This is a genomic window from Reyranella sp. GW821-FHT12G01, assembly GCF_058806575.1.
Map to the genome: position 1 here is coordinate 1,834,238 of NZ_JBXAPV010000001.1, position 17,133 is coordinate 1,851,370.

The following is a 17,133-nucleotide window of genomic DNA, read 5'->3' on the forward strand; positions in this document are numbered from 1 at the left end:
TTAGCCGGCTTTGGCGGAGAGAAGGTCTCTCCGCTGCGCCTTGCTACGCGAGGCTCCGGTCGAGACGACGGGGTTTTCTAGCGAGCTACCGATAGCGGTCGCTGCCGGAGAGATACTTCACGTAACGCGCCACGGCCGGGCCGACCGTGGTGAAGGGCGCCTGGTAGCCGGCGGCCCGCAGCCCGTCGAGCGGCGCCAGGGTGAAATACTGGTACTTCTCGCGCAGTGTCTCCGGCATCGGCACGTAGGAGATGTTGGGCTCGCGGCCCACCGCGGCGAACAGCGCCTCGATCAGCTCCCGGAACGAGGTCGCGGCGCCGGTCCCGACATTGAACAGGCCGGCGCGAGGCCCGGCCTCGAGGCACCACAGGATCACGTCCACGACATCGTCGACATAGATGAAGTCTCGCTGCTGGCCGCCGTCGACGAAGTCGGCGCGATGGCTCTTGAAGAGCTTCACCTCGCCGCCGGAGGCCGCGATCGCGTGGTTCTTGGCGACCACGCTCATCATGTCGTCCTTGTGATACTCGTTCTGGCCGAAGACGTTGAAGAACTTCAGGCCGATGCATTTGGGCGGCAGGGGCAGGCCCTGCGCCAGGCGCTCGGCGAAGACCAGGTCGAACTGGTGCTTGCTCCAGCCGTAGAGGTTGAGCGGCTGCAGCCCGCGCAGCGCTTCGAACGAGGTGCCGTCGGCAAAGCCCTGGGTGCCGTCGCCGTAGGTCGCGGCCGACGAGGCATAGATCAGCGGCACGCCGCGCTCGGCGCACCAGTCCAGCAGTTTCAGCGAGAACTTGAAGTTCGTTCGCAGGATCGCATCGCCGTCGACCGCCGTGGTCGAGGAGTTCGCGCCCATGTGGATGACGGCTTCGATGTCGCCCGCGTCCTGAAGATAGGCCGCGAGATCGTCGGGGAAGACGAAGTCGCGGAACATGCGCTTGCGCAGGTTCAGCCAGCGCGTGTCCTGGCCCAGCCAGTCGCAGACCACGATGTCGTTGCGGCCGCGCTCGTTGAGGGCGGCGACGACGTTGGACCCGATGAAGCCCGCCGCCCCGGTGACGAGGATCACGCGTTCACCTTGCCGTCGACTTTGCCATCGACCTTACCTGGGCGGCCCGCGGCGACCAGCCTGGTCGTCGACTGTCCGGGCACGAGCTCGACCGTGATGACCTTGCCGCCGGCCTTCAGCACGGTGTCGGCGCCCACGATGTCCTCGATCTTGTAGTCGGCGCCCTTCACCAGCAGGTCGGGCACCAGCAGGTCGATCAGGTTGGCCGGCGTGTCCTCGTCGAACACCACGACCAGGTTGACGTGCTCGATCGCGCCCAGCACGGCGGCGCGATTGTCTTCCGTCTGCACCGGGCGGCTGCTTCCCTTGAGGCGCCGCACCGAGGCGTCGCTGTTCAGGCCCAGGATCAACCGGTCGCACCCCTGCGCCGCCTGCCGCAGCAACTGGATGTGGCCGGGATGCAGCAGGTCGAAGCATCCGTTGGTGAAGCCGACGGTGAGGCCCTGGTGTTTCCAGATCCGGCGCAGGCGCATCGCCGTCTCGACGGCGACGAGCGCGCCCTTGGCGATGACTTCGTCGTCGGCGAGCAGCGAGCGCTCGGCCTCGACTTCGTCCGCCAGCACCATGGCCGTGCCGGGCTTGGAAACCGCGATCCCCGCCGCGAGGTTGGCGAAGGCCATCGCCTCGGCGGTGGAATGCTCGGATGCAAGACCGAGGGAGAAGGCCGCGATCACCGTGTCGCCGGCGCCGGTCACGTCGAAGACCTGGTGGGCGTGCGTGGACATGTGGATCGGCGGTCCGTTCGGCCGCACGAGCGACATGCCGGCTTCCGAGCGGGTGACCAGGACGTTGGCCTCAGTGGACACCGCCACGAGGCCGGCGGCGCGTCCGACGGCGCCGTCGTCGTTCGACGACATGGACAGGCCGGTTGCCCGTTCGAGCTCGGTGAGGTTGGGCTTGATGTAGGTGGCGCCGCGATAGGCGGAGAAATCCCGCCGCTTGGGATCGACGACGACGGCCACGCCGCGCTCGCGCGCCCAGGCGATCGTCTGCTCGAGGATTCGGTCCGTCAGCATGCCCTTGTCGTAGTCCGACAGCACGACCAGGCGGCAACTCCCGATCCGCCGCTCGATCGCCGCCAGCACTTCCTGCTCGCACTCGGCCGTCACCGTCGACGGGTCCTCGCGGTCGAGGCGCAGGATCTGATGCTGGCCGACGGAGAAGCGCGTCTTGACCGTGGTCGGCCGGTTGGGCGCGCGCACGAGATCGACCGAGACCCCGGCCGCCGCCAGCACCGTTGCCAGACGATCGCCGTCGGCATCGTCGCCGATGCAGGAGACAAGATGGGCGCTGCCGCCCAGGCTGGTTATGTTGAGGGCGGCGTTCGCCGCACCGCCGGCGGCCTCGCGCGTCTGCTGCTGGCGCATGATCGGCACCGGCGCTTCCGGCGAGATCCGGTCGACCGTGCCGAAGACGTACACGTCCAGCATGGAATCGCCGACGACCAGGATCGGTTCGGCGGTGGGAGACCAGCGCTTCGTCAGGTACTGCCGAAACGATGCCGCGCGATCGTTGCCGTTGGGGGCAGCCGGCGGGCCGTGCTCCCTGCCGTTCTTCATACTCGAACCCTGTGTTGGCGCCCCCTCGGGGGCAACTGTTGCCCACAGAATGCAATCCCGAGGGGCACAACCGCCAGCCCTTATTTGCGCAAGGCATGTCGTGCGGCTGCTGTCATTACAGAACTGTAACCTTTGTTCGCGGCCGAACGGATTGACGTTCGATTCTCCATGCCTTCAAAATCCGGCCGCGATCAGAGGCTGCCCTGCGGGGCAGGAGCGGGGGAAATGATGACGCGCAACTCAACCTTGGTCGTGGGCTCGGCCCCTCGGGAACGTCGGGCTGTGACACTCAACACGATGCAGGGAGAGTAGATATGGCCACGACTCCGCCGCCCGTCACGCTGACGTTCCAGATGTCCGATGCCTTCATCACCGAAGTCACCGGCCAGCAGGGAGGCCAGACCGGCGCGAATTACACCGGCGTCTGGGTCTATCTGTGGAACAGCTCGCCGCCCGTGGCGGGAACCAACTTCACGACGGTGATCGACGGCGGCCAGCTCATGAATGGCACGCTCGATCCGACCAGCCACACCTACACCGTCAGCATCGACCTGACCGACACCACGACGCCGACGGTGAACGGCGGCGCGCTCTACCTGATCGTGCAGAGCGAGGCGCTGACGACACCGGGCACGAGCGACCACGCCAACGACCTCACCACGCTGATCACCGCGGAAGCCGATATCGCGATCAACGTGTCGAACTATCAGTACGGCTATTCCCAGTTCGAATACTCGCTGCTCGGCAAGGGTGGAGACGCGGGCGACCTTACGGCGATCCCGGGCTATTCGCTGAACACGCAGGTGTCCGTCACTTACGACGACGGCACCACGCAGTATCGCGGCTATGGCCAGACCCAGAGCGACACGGTCACGGCTCTGAACAACAACGGCTCGCCGTCCAACGTCCTGACCTATAACGGAGGGCAGCTTTCCGGCGACACGATGATGGTCATCTCGCCCTCCAACATTCAGATGGGCGGCGGCAATCTCTATCCGGTCAGCGACTGGACCGACTACGTGACCCAGGGCTTCGCCGCGCAGCACGACCTGCTGCTGTCGGGGTCGACCAACGGCGAAGTCGATGCCAACGGCGTGTGGCACAACAGCCAGTATTATTCCTACAAGATCCAGTCCGTGCAGCTCGGCACCGGCACCTGGGGCGCCGCGGGCCAGTACTTCGTGTTCAGCCCGAAGGCGGAGAGCCAGACCAAGGCGTGGATGGTGATCAGCGAGGCCGACCTGCAGTCGAACCTCTACTCGGCCGGCCAGGGCAAGCTGTACATCTACGAAGATCCCTACCTGACCAAGCCCTACACCGTTCCCGGCAGCGGCAGCCCGCCGGGTTCGGCCGACGCCATCTACGTCACGCCCGGCGGCACCAACGACGAATTCGGCAACGTGCTGACGCAGGCCTTCACGGGCTTCACGGCGGGCTACTGGGCGACCGTCGCCAACCAGTCCAATCCCTACAATGGCGGCACCTACGGCGCGACCAACTGGGCAGCCCAGTCGATCAATCTCAACAACAATGCCAACTGGGACGCGGCCTACGCCTTCGACAATTTTCGCGACACCAGCGTCTCGCCCACGCCGAGCTACATCCACTACGACGCCTACAGCGAGTACTTCTTCTACAATTCCAACGTCTACGGCTCGGCCTTCTCCGACAACCTGTCGGTCGACGTCACGCCCGGACCGCTGATCCCGCTGGGACAGCCGGGCGTGTCGGGCACCCAGCCGTCGAACAATGTCGGCAACATCAATCTCTACGTGTACGGCTCGGCCGAAACCGCGCCGAATTACACGGCGCCGACAGGCGGACCTTTCCTGCCGCCGGCCGCGGCCCAGACCGATTACCTGATTCCCGACACCACCGGCGCCCTCTATCTCAACGTGGTCGGACGGGACGGGCAGACGCTGCTGCGGTCCGATCTCACCGTCCAGATCGGCATCTATACCGGCAAGGATTCCCAGGGCCACGGCCAGTTCGACTACGTGACCCTGCCGACCAACGGCAACATCTGGCAGACCTTCACGTTCTCGGGCTCTCCGGGTGCCTGGACGATAACGGCCGGCGCCAACTCGCTGGGCACTTTCAGTGTCGCGGGACTGCCGGTCGCCAGCACCGTCGCCGAGGGTGACATCGGCTGGTACCAGATCGTTCTTTCCGACGATGCCGGCCGCCAGAAGGTCTACGAATTCTATACGACGGCGGCCTCGACGACGCCGGGCGACATCGAAGCGACGATCTTCGACGTGGCGGTCGCCGGTGGTGCGAACGTCAATCCGAACAATCTCGGCGTCAACTTCATCGAGATCGACCTCAACGAATACAAGACGATGCCGGTCGAGATGCTGACCTTCGCCTATGCCGGCGGGGCATCGCTAAACCAGGCGGCAGCGGCGCCGATCGCCGGCACCTTGAGCGGTGGCACGTTCACCGCCCTCGACGATCAGAACGGCACGGGCATGCCCCTGCAGGGCAATGTCCCGGCCTCGTCGGCACCCACCCTTGCGATCACGAGCGAGACGCCGCTGGCCTTCGGCTGGACTGGCACCAACAACGGCACCCATTCGGGTACGCCGACCAACTCCGTCATCAACAGCTCCGGTGGGATCGCGACCTGGGGTCTCACCTCGGCCCAGACCAACCAGATCGTTCCCGGGCACATCGCCCAGGTCGTCATCACCCAGACGGCAGGCGGCACCTTCTCGGGCGTGCTGCAGGCAACGCCCGATCTCGACGGCCGCTGGCAGACGACGACGACCTCGACCCTGGGCAACGGCACCTACACCGTGGTGATGCAGGAACTGCTGGCCGACGGCGTGACGCCTTACGGCCCGCCGAGCGTCGCGCTGACCCTCACCGTGACCGGTGTGGCCGCGACCGGCGCCGTCAGCGACACGGCGGCCAACATCTCGGCCGACCTCGACACCTACGGCGCCAACCTGCCGACCTCGATCACCATCTCGGACAACGACGCGCTCACCGTCACGGTCGGGCAGATCACCGGCGATGCCGGCGCGCTCGCGGTGGCGCACAACGCCGACAGCTCGGCCTACCAGCTGATCGTGCAGGACAAGGCCGGCAACGTGGCGAACGCGCTCAGCGCCCTGTCCACCAATACCCATCTGCAGCAGATCGAGTTCACCGACACCGGCGATTCGATCCTGTCGATCGCCTACACGGATTACACGGCCAATGGCGCGGCGATCGACAAGATGACCGGCGCGCACAGCTTCCTGATGAGCGTCACCGGCCAGGCCTATTCGTCGATGCAGTACGACTACAACGACGACAATGAACTGACCGGCGCGACCTACTTCCATACGGACATCACCGGCCAGGCCTATACCGGCTACGCGGCCGAGTATGACGGCTCGAACCGGCTGACCAATTACACCTTCACCGGCGTCAGCGGACAGGCCTATCACGCCTACGAGTACGACTACGCCGCCGGCTACGGCAGCGTCCTGCCCCATAACGGCCTGATCGGTCAGAAGTACTTCTTCTCGAACGTTCAGGGCCACGCCTACACCAACTACGAGCACGACCTGAGCGCCGACGGCCAGACGATGCGCATCTTCTACAGCGGCGTCACGACCCAGGCTTACTCGTCCTACGAGGACGACTACGTCGTGAACAGCACCGGCAGCCACCTGTCGGGACAGAAGTATTACTTCACCGACATCGTCGGCCAGAACTACACTGGCCACGAGCAGGACCTGGATGCCGGCGGCCATCTCATCCGGGACATCTTCACCGGCGGCCAGATCACCTCCACGCAGCTCTACTCGTCGTGGATGAACGAATACGCCAACGGCAATGGCGTCCTGACCGGCCAGACCTATTACCAGACCGACATCGTTGGACAGGATTACACCGGCTACGCGGTCGAGCTGAACGCGTCGGGCCAGAAGATCGGCGAGACCTGGACCGGCGTCACCGGCCAGTCCTATTCCGCCTACGGCTACGACTATGCCAACGGCGACGGCGTGGTCACCGGCATCTCGCGCTACTTCACCAACGTGCAGAACAAGGAATATTCGAGCTACCAGCTCGACTATGTCGTGACCGGCGGCACGACCTCGACCGAGGCGCAGGTAACCTACAACCTGAACGACAACGGCCATGCCATCCAGGGCCTGCTGTCGACGCCCCAGACGCTCAACAGCATCCTCAACGACATCATGACCGGTGGCAGCGGCGCCGATACGTTCGCCTTCAAACCGTTCTTCGGCACGGCGGTCATCACCGACTTCACGTCGGCCGATGACACGATCTCGCTGCCGACCTCGGAGTTCGCCAACTACGCCTATGTCCAGAGCCACAGCGCCGTGGTCGACGGCAACATGGTGATCACCGGAACGAACGGCGACACGCTGACCTTGCAGCATCTGACCACGCTGCCGGGCCAGTCGGACTTTCTGTTCGTCTAGAAACACTATCTGGGGGCCGGATTCTTCGTAGAAAACCGGCCCCAAATTGACTGATCGCTGCTAATGTCCGGCCGGACGCAGAGGACGGCCGGAGTTCGAGATGAAGAAGCGCGTTGCGATCGTATCCAGCTACAACGAGGAGTGCGGTGCCGCCTATTACAGCACCCGCCTTCTGAAGCATCTCCTGGCAGCGGGGTACGAGGTCGAGGTCAAGCGGCTCCCGGTCTCGCTGCTGCGCCTGCAGTCGCCGACCTTCATCCGCCGCAAGGGCGACCAGGAAATCGCCCGGATCGCGCGGGAAATTGCCGATTTCGACGCGGTTTTCCTGCAGTTCGAACCCGGTCTCTACGGCACGCGCGCCAAGACCTCCTACACCCGGGTGATGCGCCTGCTGAAGGCCGCCAAATGCGCCGTCATCACCATCCACGGCTTCGACCGCCAGATGTCGAGCCGGTCGCTGACCGCCTTCACCAGCAACATGCTCAACCTGCGGCCCGGCGCCGCCGTCATGGGCCTGATCGAGGGCGCGCTCGACCCGATCTACGAGGGCTTCTGGAGCTACGTCCGCAAGTCGCCGCATGTGAAGGTGCTGACCTTCAACCGCGGCGACCAGACCCTGCTGCAACGTTTCTTTAATTTGCGTCAGATATCGAACTATCCGATCTGCTACTTTGACCAGGAGGAGGTGGCCGAGGTCCGCGCCTCGCTCGATCGCGAACGCTTCCTGGCGCAGTACGGGCTCGACCCCAAGTACAAGTACTTCGCGGTCTGCGGCTTCTTCGCCAATTACAAAGGCCACCTGACGGCGATGAAGGCGCTGGAGTTCCTGCCCGACGACTGGCGCCTCGTGCTGGTGGGCGGCGAGCATCCGCAGGCGCTGGAACCCGGCCGCGACATCGGCGGCTATGTGCGCCAGCTCCTGTCCTTCCCGCTCTCGGTCGACAAGCCCTCGTCGGACAACAGCCTGGAGATCGCGGGCGGCATCAAGAACATCCTCGGCGGGCCAGTGGTCCGTTCCGACCAGGTCTGGCGCCGCGAAGTGCGCGAGAAGCTCTTCGCCAAGTCGGAATTCAAGTACTTCTTCCCGACCAGCGAGATCGCGCACCGCATCCACTATCTCGGCCAGGCCTCGGACGAGGAGATGCCCAAGTTCTACGCCATGCTCGATTATGTGGTGCATCCCTACATGCGCACCAAGGAAGGGCAGAGCGGCTCGGGCCCGGCGACCTTCGCCCTCGAATTCGGTTCGCGCGCGCTGTTCTCGAACGCGCCGGTCTTCCGCGAGATGGGTCTCTATTTCGAGGGGGCGATGCAGTACTTCAACATCGGCAACTTCATGGAACTGGCCGACCAGCTCCAGCGCTTCGATGGCTTCGAGCCGGGCCTCGCCGCCAAGCGCGAGATCGCGATCCAGACCTACAATCCCAAGGGCATGATCGAGGCGTACAGGCAGCTGATCGAGGCGTGAGGCTGCTCCGGTCGAGACGATGGAATTCAGACGACGGAATTCAAACGTGATCCCTGATCGAGTAGTAGATCATCAGCAGGAAGATCCACGCGCCGAACGCGGCCAGGGCCACGATCAGCACGGACACGAAACGGCGCGGATAGACCGAGTGTTCGGCCAGTGACGGCGTGACGAAGACCTCGAGGTACATCGCGCGGCGCGAGGCCTCGAACTGGGCGCGCTGCAGGGACTGCATCGCCGCGTCATAAAACTTCTCCGCGAGCTGCCGGTCGGTCTCGACATTCTCGTAGCCGCGGATGTTCTGGCTCATCGGCACGGCTTCCTTGGCGTTCGGGCCGGTCATCCGGGCCTCGGCGTCGGCGATCAGCGATTCCAGCGCCTTGATGCGATCGCGCAGGGTGACCACGATCGGCGAGTTCTCGCCCGTCCGCCCGCGTGCCGTCAGATAATCCGCACGGACCCGGCCGAGCTCGTCGCGCAGCTTGCCGATGCCCAGGCGCGCGGCGTCGGCTTCCTTGTTCGGGTCGAGCGAGCGCTCGCGGTCGCGGAACTCGAGCATGGCTTCGCGGGCCTTGCGCAGCTTCTCGGCGGCCTCGTCGACCTGCTCCTGCGCGAACTTCACGTAGTCGGCGCGCGCCCGCTTGGACAGGTCGTCGGCCAGGCTTTCCGAGAGGGCCAGCACGTCGCGACCGATGGTCCGTGCGTCCTGGGGCGTGAAGGCCCGGATCTGGACGCTGACGATGCCGGTCGTCAGCTCGAAATAGGGTTCGACCTTGCCGCGCCAGTAATCGACCAGCCCCTCGATCGAGGTGTCGGGATTGAGCCGCGAGAAGTAATCGACCGACGGGTTGGAGTACATCTTGCGCAGATTGAGCTTCTCGCCGATCGCATCGACCATCGACCGGCTCTTGATGTACTTCACGACGATGTTGGACTGCAGGCCGATCTGCGAGGCCGAGGCCATGCCCTGGAAGATCGAGGTAGCGTCGTTGCGCTGGGCGTCGGCCGAGCGCACGCCGAACTGGATCTCGGTGACGTACTGGTCCGACGCAATGAATCCGTAATAGACGCCGGCCAGCGCGGTCGGCAGCCCGACGACCAGCAGGAACACGAGGATCGACCAGAACTTGGACCGGCGGCCCGACCGGTCGTCCGCCGGCGTCCAGCGGCCGGTCACGCGCCGCGCCGACAGGACGGTCGACGGACGAGCCTGTTCGGAGGCCTCCCCGGCGACCAGCGTGCCCTCGTCGGTGCGCGCCGGCGCAGGCGCGTTCGCCGCCGGCACCAGCTTCACGGGTGGCCTCTGGGGTTGGGTCATCGTGCCAATGTACCGGTCATGTCGCCCGCAGTGAACGCTCGTAGGTTTCGAGGGCCTCGTCAATCGTCGTGAAGTCGCTCAGCTTGCCCTGGTGCAGGACCGCGCCCAGGTTGCAGTACTGGCGGATCGTCTCGACATGCTGCGACACCAGGATCAGGGACGACGATTCCATGCGCTGCCCGAAGGCGGCCGCACATTTCCTGCGAAATGTCACATCGCCGACCTCGATGACCTCGTCGACCAGGTAAAGGTCGAAATCGAAGGCGAAGCTGGTGGCGACGGCGATCCGGGCGAACATGCCGGACGAGTATGTGCCGACCGGCATGTCGAAATAGCGGTCGAGCTCGGCGAAATCCTCGATCCAGGCGCTCACTTCGTGGTCGTTCATGCCGTAGACCCGGGCGAGGAAGGAGACGTTCTCCCGGGCCGACAGGAGCGGGTGGAAGGTGCCGGTGAAGCCGACGGGAAAAGACACCCGTCCCTCGCGCACGATGCGGCCCCGGTCGGGCATCTCGCTGCCGGCGATCAGGCGCAACAGGGCGGACTTGCCCGCGCCGTTCACGCCAAAGATGCCGATGCGGCTGAGCGGCGGCAGCTCGAAGCTAACATCGTCGAGGATGACATGGCGGCCGCCGGGCACGGCGTAGCTCTTGCTGACGTTTTCCAGGCGGATCACAGCGTCTTCATCCGGCGGCGCAGCGCCCGCTCGAGGATCAGCCCAGCCATCGTCGTGCCGAAGGCGATGGCCAGCACGTAGGTCTTGTCGAGCCACGGCGGCTCGTAACCGCGGAAGAAGCCCGCGCGGAACCATTCGATGCACTGGAGCAGGGGGTTCCAGTTCAGCGGCTCGCGGATCCACTCCGGCATGCTCTGTGGCAGGAAGAACACGCCCGAGGCGACATAGAGGAAGCGCTGGACGATCATCCAGCCGTTGCTCCACGGCCGCCAGACGTTGGTCATGACCGCGCTGATCAGGCCCAGGCCCAGCGCGAACAGCCAGACCGCCAGCGTGGCGTAGACGGCCTCGATGTGGTTGCCGGTGCGCGGGCCGTAGGAGATCAGCTCGAAGGTCCCGAAGGTGACGACCATCACGGTGAAGCCGATCAACAGTTCTGTCAGCGCCATCGCCAGCACCAGGTCGAGGCGGGCGATCACCGGGACCTGCAGCACGCCGATATTGTCCTGGAAGATGTTCTGCGAGTGATCGATGACGTGGATGAACAGATAGAAGGGCATCACGCCCGTTGCGTAAAAGAAAAACAGGTGCTCGCCGATCGGCGGCATGCCGCCGTTGAACAGGCTCAGCACCACGCCCAGGGTCAGGATGTTGATGGCCTGCGGGATGAACAGCGACAGGAAGCCGAAGCGCCCCTGCGCCGTGCGATGGCGGAAGTCGCGCAGCACCAGCGCGGTGAGAACGCGGACCTGCGTCAGGAGCTGATCGCCCAGGATCGCGAGGCGCGACGTGGGTCGCGGCCGATCGCGGGCCGGCGCTCGCGGCATGGGCGGGAACAGGCCCGAGCTGCTGCCAAAGGCGCCGACCTCGCGGCCGGATTGCCGGGCCAGCAGGAACAGCCTGAGATCGCGCACGCTGGTGCTGGAGGGCGCCAGTTGCGTCGCCCGGTCGATCACCTCGACGGCCTCGTCGTCGTCGTTGGCATGGGCCAGCGCGTGGGCCAGCTCGACATAGATGGCGGCCTTGTCCGGCGCCGCCGACAGCGCCTGGCGCAGGTAGCGCAGGCCCTGCTCGCGCTCGCCCAGCCGGTTGGAGAGGACGCCGGCCATGTAGAGGTATTCGCCGTTGGCAGGCTCGATCGCGAGCGCGTCGAGGATCGCGTCCAGCGCCAGCCGGTTTTTGCCGATCGAGGAATAGGAGGCCGCCAGAAGGTGGCAGACCGAGGCGTCGTTCGGCTGCTCCTCGCGCATGCGCAGCAGCAGCGGGATCGCCTGGCCGTGATTGCTCAGCTCGAACAGGATGCGGGCCAGCTTGTCGCGCGGCGCCGTCGCGTCCGGCCACAGCCGCGCCGCGCGCGCCGCGGCGTTGGACGCCGCATGCAGGTCGCCCGACCGGTAGGCGAGCTCGACCTCCATCAGGAGGCTCTCCTCGGTGGGCGCCCCGCCGTCGTTCACGGAGTGCACGGCACGCAGCGCCTCGTCGGGCCGGTCCGCCTGCACGAGCAGCCGCGCCATCTGCAGCTGCCCCTCCTGCGTGGGACCGCAGTGCGTGGCCCGGTCGCGGGCGGCGGCGAGCGCACCCTCGATGTCGCCCGACTGGCTCCTGATCTGGACCAGCAGGTCGTGGGCCGGCTCGAAGGCGGGATCGCAGGCGATCGCCTGTTCGGCGCTCTTCCCGGCTGCCGCGGGATCGGTGTTCTCCAGCAACAGGACGGCCAGCCGGTAGTGGAACGGCGCCTGCAGCGGTTCGCGCTCCACCAGCAGCGTCATGGCGGCGATCGCGACGCCGAGGTCGCGGCTCACATAGGCGATCTCGGAGGCGACCAGCAGTTCGTCGGCGGAAAGCGGGCCTTCCGCATCGTTCGACGACAGACGCAGGCGCACCTCTTCGATCGAGCTGGCGGTCGATAATCTCGCGCTTTCAGCGTCCGGCACGGTCACTCCGGCACGAGTTGACAAAAATCGGTGCTACCCTCAGCAGTATCGAACCGAGTGGATCGAAGTTTGCGTCGCTGCAACAAATTCTGAACCCTTTGCTGGCCATGATCAATTTTGATTGCAGACACTATAAGGGCTCCAAACCCTGCAAGTTCAACAAGACCGAGGGCATGGAGTGCCCCACCTGCACGCGCGTCGACGAATTCGGCTGCCGCGTCCTGGTCGTCAAGCTGGACGCATTGGGTGACGTCCTGAGGACAGGCAGTCTGGTGCCGATCCTCTCCAAGTTGCACCCGCGCCCCTACATCTGCTGGATCACGCGGCCCGAGGCTGTCGAGATCGTGCGCATGATCGACGGCGTCGACGAGGTCGTGCCCCTGAACCTCGACGGGATGGCCCGGATCGCCGAGGGTGGCTGGGACTATGTCTATGCGCTGTCGAACGATCACAGCACGGCCTCGCTGGCCACGGCGGCGCGGCCCGCCCATCCGGTGGTCGGCTACTCGATGAAGGGCGGCCGGCTGCATCCGAGCAATGGCGCCGCGCAGCGCTGGCTCGAGATGGCCGCCTTCGACCGGCTGAAGCGCGCCAACACCGACAGCTACCAGCAGGTCATGCTCGACATCGTGGGCGACCCCGGCCCGATGGAGCCGCCACGGCTCACGGTCGAGCAGAAGTATCTCGACCACGCGGCCGGCTGGATCTCGGGCCTGTTCCCCGGCAGCGCGCGCCGGCGCATCGCGATCAATGTCGGCTCGGGCGCCCGCTGGCCCAAGAAGATGCTCGACGAGGCCCAGATCGCCGAGTTCGCCCGCCTCGCGCGGCAGCGGCTCGACGTCGACATCCTCCTCGTGGGCGGCCCGGCCGAGATCGAGAAGACCAAGACGATCCTGGACCTCTGCGGTCCAGGTACGCCCGTCCGCGCCGCGCTCACGTCGCACTCGGTGCCGGAATTCGTCGCGGTCCTGCGGCAGGTCGATGCCATGTTGTGCGGCGACACGCTGGCCCTCCACATCGCCGCGGCGATCGGGCTGCCGACGGTCTGCCTCGTCGGCCCGACCAGCTCGGCCGAGTTGGCCGATTTCGGCGGTCTGGTCCTGAAGACCTCAGTCGACGCGCTGGATTGCCTGGGCTGCTACGGCGACTGCCGGAAGGTGGACAATTGCATGTCCCTCTTCGGCATGAACGATCTCGTCGAGCTGACCGCGCGCCAGCTCCGCCACTCGCAGCCGGTCAGGCATCTCGTCGCCTAAAGAGATTCCGTCGTCTCGACCGGAGCCGAGCGTAGCTCGGCGGAGTGGAGAGACCTTTTCTCTACAATCCGACGGCTTTTGGTGGAGAGAAGGTCTCTCCACTCCGCGCTGCGCGCTCCGGTCGAGACGACGGGATTTTTGAACGCCTTACACGATGAAGTCGGACAGGTGCAGGCCGCCGACCGCCGTCGTGACCGCGACCAAAGCGAGGTCGGTGGCGGCGTTGAAGGTGCCGGGCGTGTGCTCGACATAGACCGAGTTCGTCGTTCCCGACGTTTCGATCAGGAGGTTGGCGGTGGTGATGCCGAGCGCCGACAGGTCGATCTTGTCGATGCCGATCTTGAAGCCGACGATCGTGTCGTAGCCCGTGTACAGGTTGCTATCCATGTAGCCCTTGTAGACGAACGTATCCGCGCCGGAGCCGGCATAGAGCGCGTCGGCGCCGCCGCCGCCCTGGATGCGCGAGACGTCGCTGCCGGCGATGATGACGTCGCCGCCCGACGAGCCGATCACGTTCGGCACGTTCACGATCGAGGCTTCGAGCGTGAAGGCGCCGTCGTTGTTGGCGCCATCGTTGACGTAGGCGTTGTGGCCGTTCGCCAGGTCGACATAGGCGCTGCGGCCGACCGCCATCTCGGCGAACGAGACGGTGTTGTTGGCATAGCCCACGACACCGGCCATCAGTGACGCGCCGCCCCACACCTGGTTGACGCCGTCGTCGTCGACGTTGCCGAGCAGGAAGGTGTTGAAGCCGCTGCCGCCGTAGAGCGCGTTGCTGCCGGCGTCGCCGTTCAGCACCGTGACCGCACCCGCGTCGGCCGCGGCCTGCGTGGTGTTGCCGTAGAGGATGTCGTTGCCGTCGAGCCCGTTCAGGCGGCCGCCGGTGGCGGCGGCGACCAGCAGGTCGTCGAAGGCCGAGCCGGTGGCGTTGTGGACGCCCGAGAAGTAATCGACGGCGATGGGGGTGACGGTCGACGGGCCGTTCCAGTAGCTGGCGCCGACATCGCCGCGCTGGCCGATCTGCGCCGGCAGGTCGACATAGACGCCGCCGATCGCGTCGTAATAGCTGACGCTGTCGTCGACCAGGACCGGATTGGCCGAGACCCAGACGGTGATCTGCTGGCTGGAGTAGGCGCCGAGTTCGTCGGCGACCGACACCGTCACCTGGTAGCCCGGCGTGGCGCCGTCCGACGGCAGGTGGTTGAGATCGGGCGCGGTGAAGAAGTTCACCTGGTCGCCGTTGAGCATGGTGAAGAGCGCCGCATCCTCGCCGCCGGTGATGGCGTAGGAGAGCGTGTGGCCGGGATCGACGGCGGTGACGGTGGTCACCAGCGCCTGGCTGGTCACCATCGTGATGCTGGCGGTCGCGCCGCCGCCGTTGGAGGTGATGATCGGCGCGTTGCCGGGCGGTACGGGGCCGGGCTCGTTGCCGACGATGAAGTTGTCCGCGCCGCTCATATCGTCGATCTGCGTGCCGGTATTGGGCAGGGGCAGGCCGAGCTTGTCGACGCCGATGAAGTTGTCGACGATCTGGTCGCCCGAGACGCCGGCGGCGATGGTGATGCCGTTGCCGGTGTTGCCGCTGATGTAGTTGGCGCGGGGCTCGTCGGTATTGGCCTCGACACCGCCGATCAGATTGCCGGTGCCCGTGCTCGACAGCAGCACGCCGCCCAGCCCGTTGCCGAGCCCGCTCGTGCTGGTGATGGTCGAGCTGGTGCCGATCGCGCTGTTGAACACCTGGTTGTTGTAGGCTTGGTCGGCGATCACGACGCCGTAGCCCAGGTTGCCCGAGAAGGTGTTCTGCGGGATCACCGAGCCGTTGTAGCCGCCGATGATGTTGTCGTGCGCGTTGCCGCCGATCAGGATGCCGTTGCCGCCGTTGGCCATGCTCGGATTGCCGATGCCGGTGTTGACGGTGGTGCTGGTGCCTGTCGTGTTCAGGCCGACGACGTTGGGATCGACGGTGACGCCCCAGGCATCGCCGGTGATCTCGATGCCGTTGTTGGTGTTGCCCGAGAAGACGTTGGTGCGGATCAGGATGTTGCCGCCGGTCGAGTCGACCAGGATGCCGTCATTGCCGTTGGCCGCCGAGCCCTGGAAGGCGAGCAGGCCGCCGAAGGTGTTGAAGGTCGTGAAGCCGCTGGCGGTGTCGGTGACGTAGATGCCGTTCTCGCCGTTGCCGGCCGACACGTTGCCGAGCGGGATGACGCCGCCGACCGTGGTGTCGCGCGAATCGCCATCGATCAGCATGCCGTTCTGGGCATTGCCGACCGTGGTCGCGTTGTCCGCGCCAATGCCGAAGAAGTTGGCCTGGATGATGGCGTTGTCGGAATTGGTGACGTGGACGCCGTTGCCGCCGTTGCCGCTCAGCACGTTGTAGTAGACGAACGGCTCGGTATAGAAATCGCAGCCGAGCAGGGAGTTGTTGTCGGCGTTCAGGATGTGCACGCCGTCGCCGCCATTGCCGATCGCCGAGGTGCCGGCCGCGTCGGTGCCGATGAAGTTGCCGCTCAGCGTGTTGTTTTCCGATCCGTTCTGGATCAGCACGCCATTGCCGTCGTTGCCCGAGATCAGGTTGCCGAGCGGCGGCGTCACCAGCACCGGCGGTACGATCGTTCCCTTGTTGCCGGTGGGATCGTTGGCCAGGCCGGTGCTCGAATCGACGTAGACCGTGCCGCCGATCATGTTGTCGTGCGCACCGTTGGTGATCAGGATGCCGTTCTGGCCGTTGGCCATCGCCGTCGTGCCCGCGGCATCGGTGCCGATATGGTTGCCGACGATCGTGTTGTCCGACGATCCCCACAGCGCGATGCCGTTGCCGCCGTTGCCCGAGATGACGTTGGTCGTGACGCCGGCATGGCCCTCGGGGTTGAGGCCGATCAGGTTGCCCGACGAGGTCGAGTTGATGTGGATGCCGTCGAGGGCGTTGCCGAAGTCGCTGCCGTCGGCATGGACGCCGATATAGTTGGCGTTCAGCGTGATGTTGGAGCTGTTGATCGTGATGCCGTTGCCGCCGGAATTGCCCAGCGCGAGGCCGAACACGCTCGAGCCGCTCGAGTTGCCGGAGAAGGTGAGGCCGGCATTGCCGCCGAAGTCGATCTCGACCACCGGCGCGCCGTCGGCCAAGTAGCCCGGCGCGGTGCCGCCGTTGATCGTGACGGCCTTCAGGATGGTGGGAAGCGCGCTGTCGAGATGGATTTCGCCGGAGACCGTGAAGACGATCGAATTGGCGGTCCCGGAATTGCTGGCATTGAGCGAGCTGATCGCGGCCCGCAGCGAGCCCGGACCCGTGTCATCCAAAGTGGTGACGGTAAAAGTCGTCATGCCGAACTCCCGTGTGAATCCAATGCCAGATGCGTCCCGAACGACGCTCGCGCCTCGTTCGGTATCATTATCACATCCGGCGCATCTATT

At 65.6% G+C, this 17,133-nt stretch carries 9 protein-coding genes; 3 read left to right on the plus strand and 6 right to left on the minus strand.

Features of this window, described 5'->3' with window-relative positions:
- Positions 1-85: 85 nt before the first annotated feature.
- On the minus strand, positions 86-1,066 hold the full coding sequence (gene rfaD, locus AC1RP5_RS09030) for an ADP-glyceromanno-heptose 6-epimerase (protein WP_493110301.1): 981 nt from the start codon (positions 1,064-1,066) through the stop codon (positions 86-88).
- The gene (gene rfaE1 / locus AC1RP5_RS09035; protein ID WP_493110302.1) at positions 1,063-2,625 is read right to left on the minus strand and encodes a D-glycero-beta-D-manno-heptose-7-phosphate kinase; all 1,563 of its coding nucleotides are present in this window, start codon (positions 2,623-2,625) and stop codon (positions 1,063-1,065) included. Before rfaE1 ends, rfaD begins: the two co-directional genes overlap by 4 nt.
- A gap of 314 nt (positions 2,626-2,939) precedes the next feature.
- Between rfaE1 and AC1RP5_RS09040 the strand changes: the two genes are divergently transcribed.
- Positions 2,940-7,067, plus strand: coding sequence for a beta strand repeat-containing protein (locus tag AC1RP5_RS09040; protein ID WP_493110303.1), 4,128 nt, complete (start codon positions 2,940-2,942; stop codon positions 7,065-7,067).
- A 100-nt stretch (positions 7,068-7,167) separates the two neighbouring features.
- Positions 7,168-8,535 (plus strand): glycosyltransferase family protein, encoded by a 1,368-nt coding sequence (locus tag AC1RP5_RS09045; RefSeq protein WP_493110304.1) that lies wholly within the window; start codon positions 7,168-7,170, stop codon positions 8,533-8,535.
- 40 nt (positions 8,536-8,575) lie between these two features.
- On the opposite strand, the gene AC1RP5_RS09050 is transcribed toward AC1RP5_RS09045, so the two are convergent.
- From AC1RP5_RS09050 to AC1RP5_RS09060, 3 genes are read right to left on the minus strand one after another with little or no spacing between them, the layout of a single operon-like run.
- The gene (locus tag AC1RP5_RS09050; RefSeq protein WP_493110305.1) at positions 8,576-9,853 is read right to left on the minus strand and encodes a KpsE/RkpR family capsule polysaccharide export protein; all 1,278 of its coding nucleotides are present in this window, start codon (positions 9,851-9,853) and stop codon (positions 8,576-8,578) included.
- Positions 9,854-9,869: 16 nt separating this feature from the next.
- Positions 9,870-10,529 carry an ABC transporter ATP-binding protein gene (locus AC1RP5_RS09055; protein WP_493110306.1) on the minus strand — a complete coding sequence of 220 codons (660 nt, stop codon included), beginning with the start codon at positions 10,527-10,529 and terminating at the stop codon, positions 9,870-9,872.
- On the minus strand, positions 10,526-12,463 hold the full coding sequence (locus AC1RP5_RS09060) for a tetratricopeptide repeat protein (protein WP_493110307.1): 1,938 nt from the start codon (positions 12,461-12,463) through the stop codon (positions 10,526-10,528). Before AC1RP5_RS09060 ends, AC1RP5_RS09055 begins: the two co-directional genes overlap by 4 nt.
- Positions 12,464-12,570: 107 nt before the next feature.
- On the opposite strand from AC1RP5_RS09060, the gene AC1RP5_RS09065 reads away from it, so the two are divergent.
- On the plus strand, positions 12,571-13,719 hold the full coding sequence (locus tag AC1RP5_RS09065; protein WP_493110308.1) for a glycosyltransferase family 9 protein: 1,149 nt from the start codon (positions 12,571-12,573) through the stop codon (positions 13,717-13,719).
- 147 nt (positions 13,720-13,866) lie between these two features.
- Here AC1RP5_RS09065 and AC1RP5_RS09070 read toward each other — a convergent pair whose 3' ends face one another.
- Positions 13,867-17,043 carry a beta strand repeat-containing protein gene (locus AC1RP5_RS09070; protein ID WP_493110309.1) on the minus strand — a complete coding sequence of 1,059 codons (3,177 nt, stop codon included), beginning with the start codon at positions 17,041-17,043 and terminating at the stop codon, positions 13,867-13,869.
- Between the last annotated feature and the right edge of the window lie 90 nt (positions 17,044-17,133).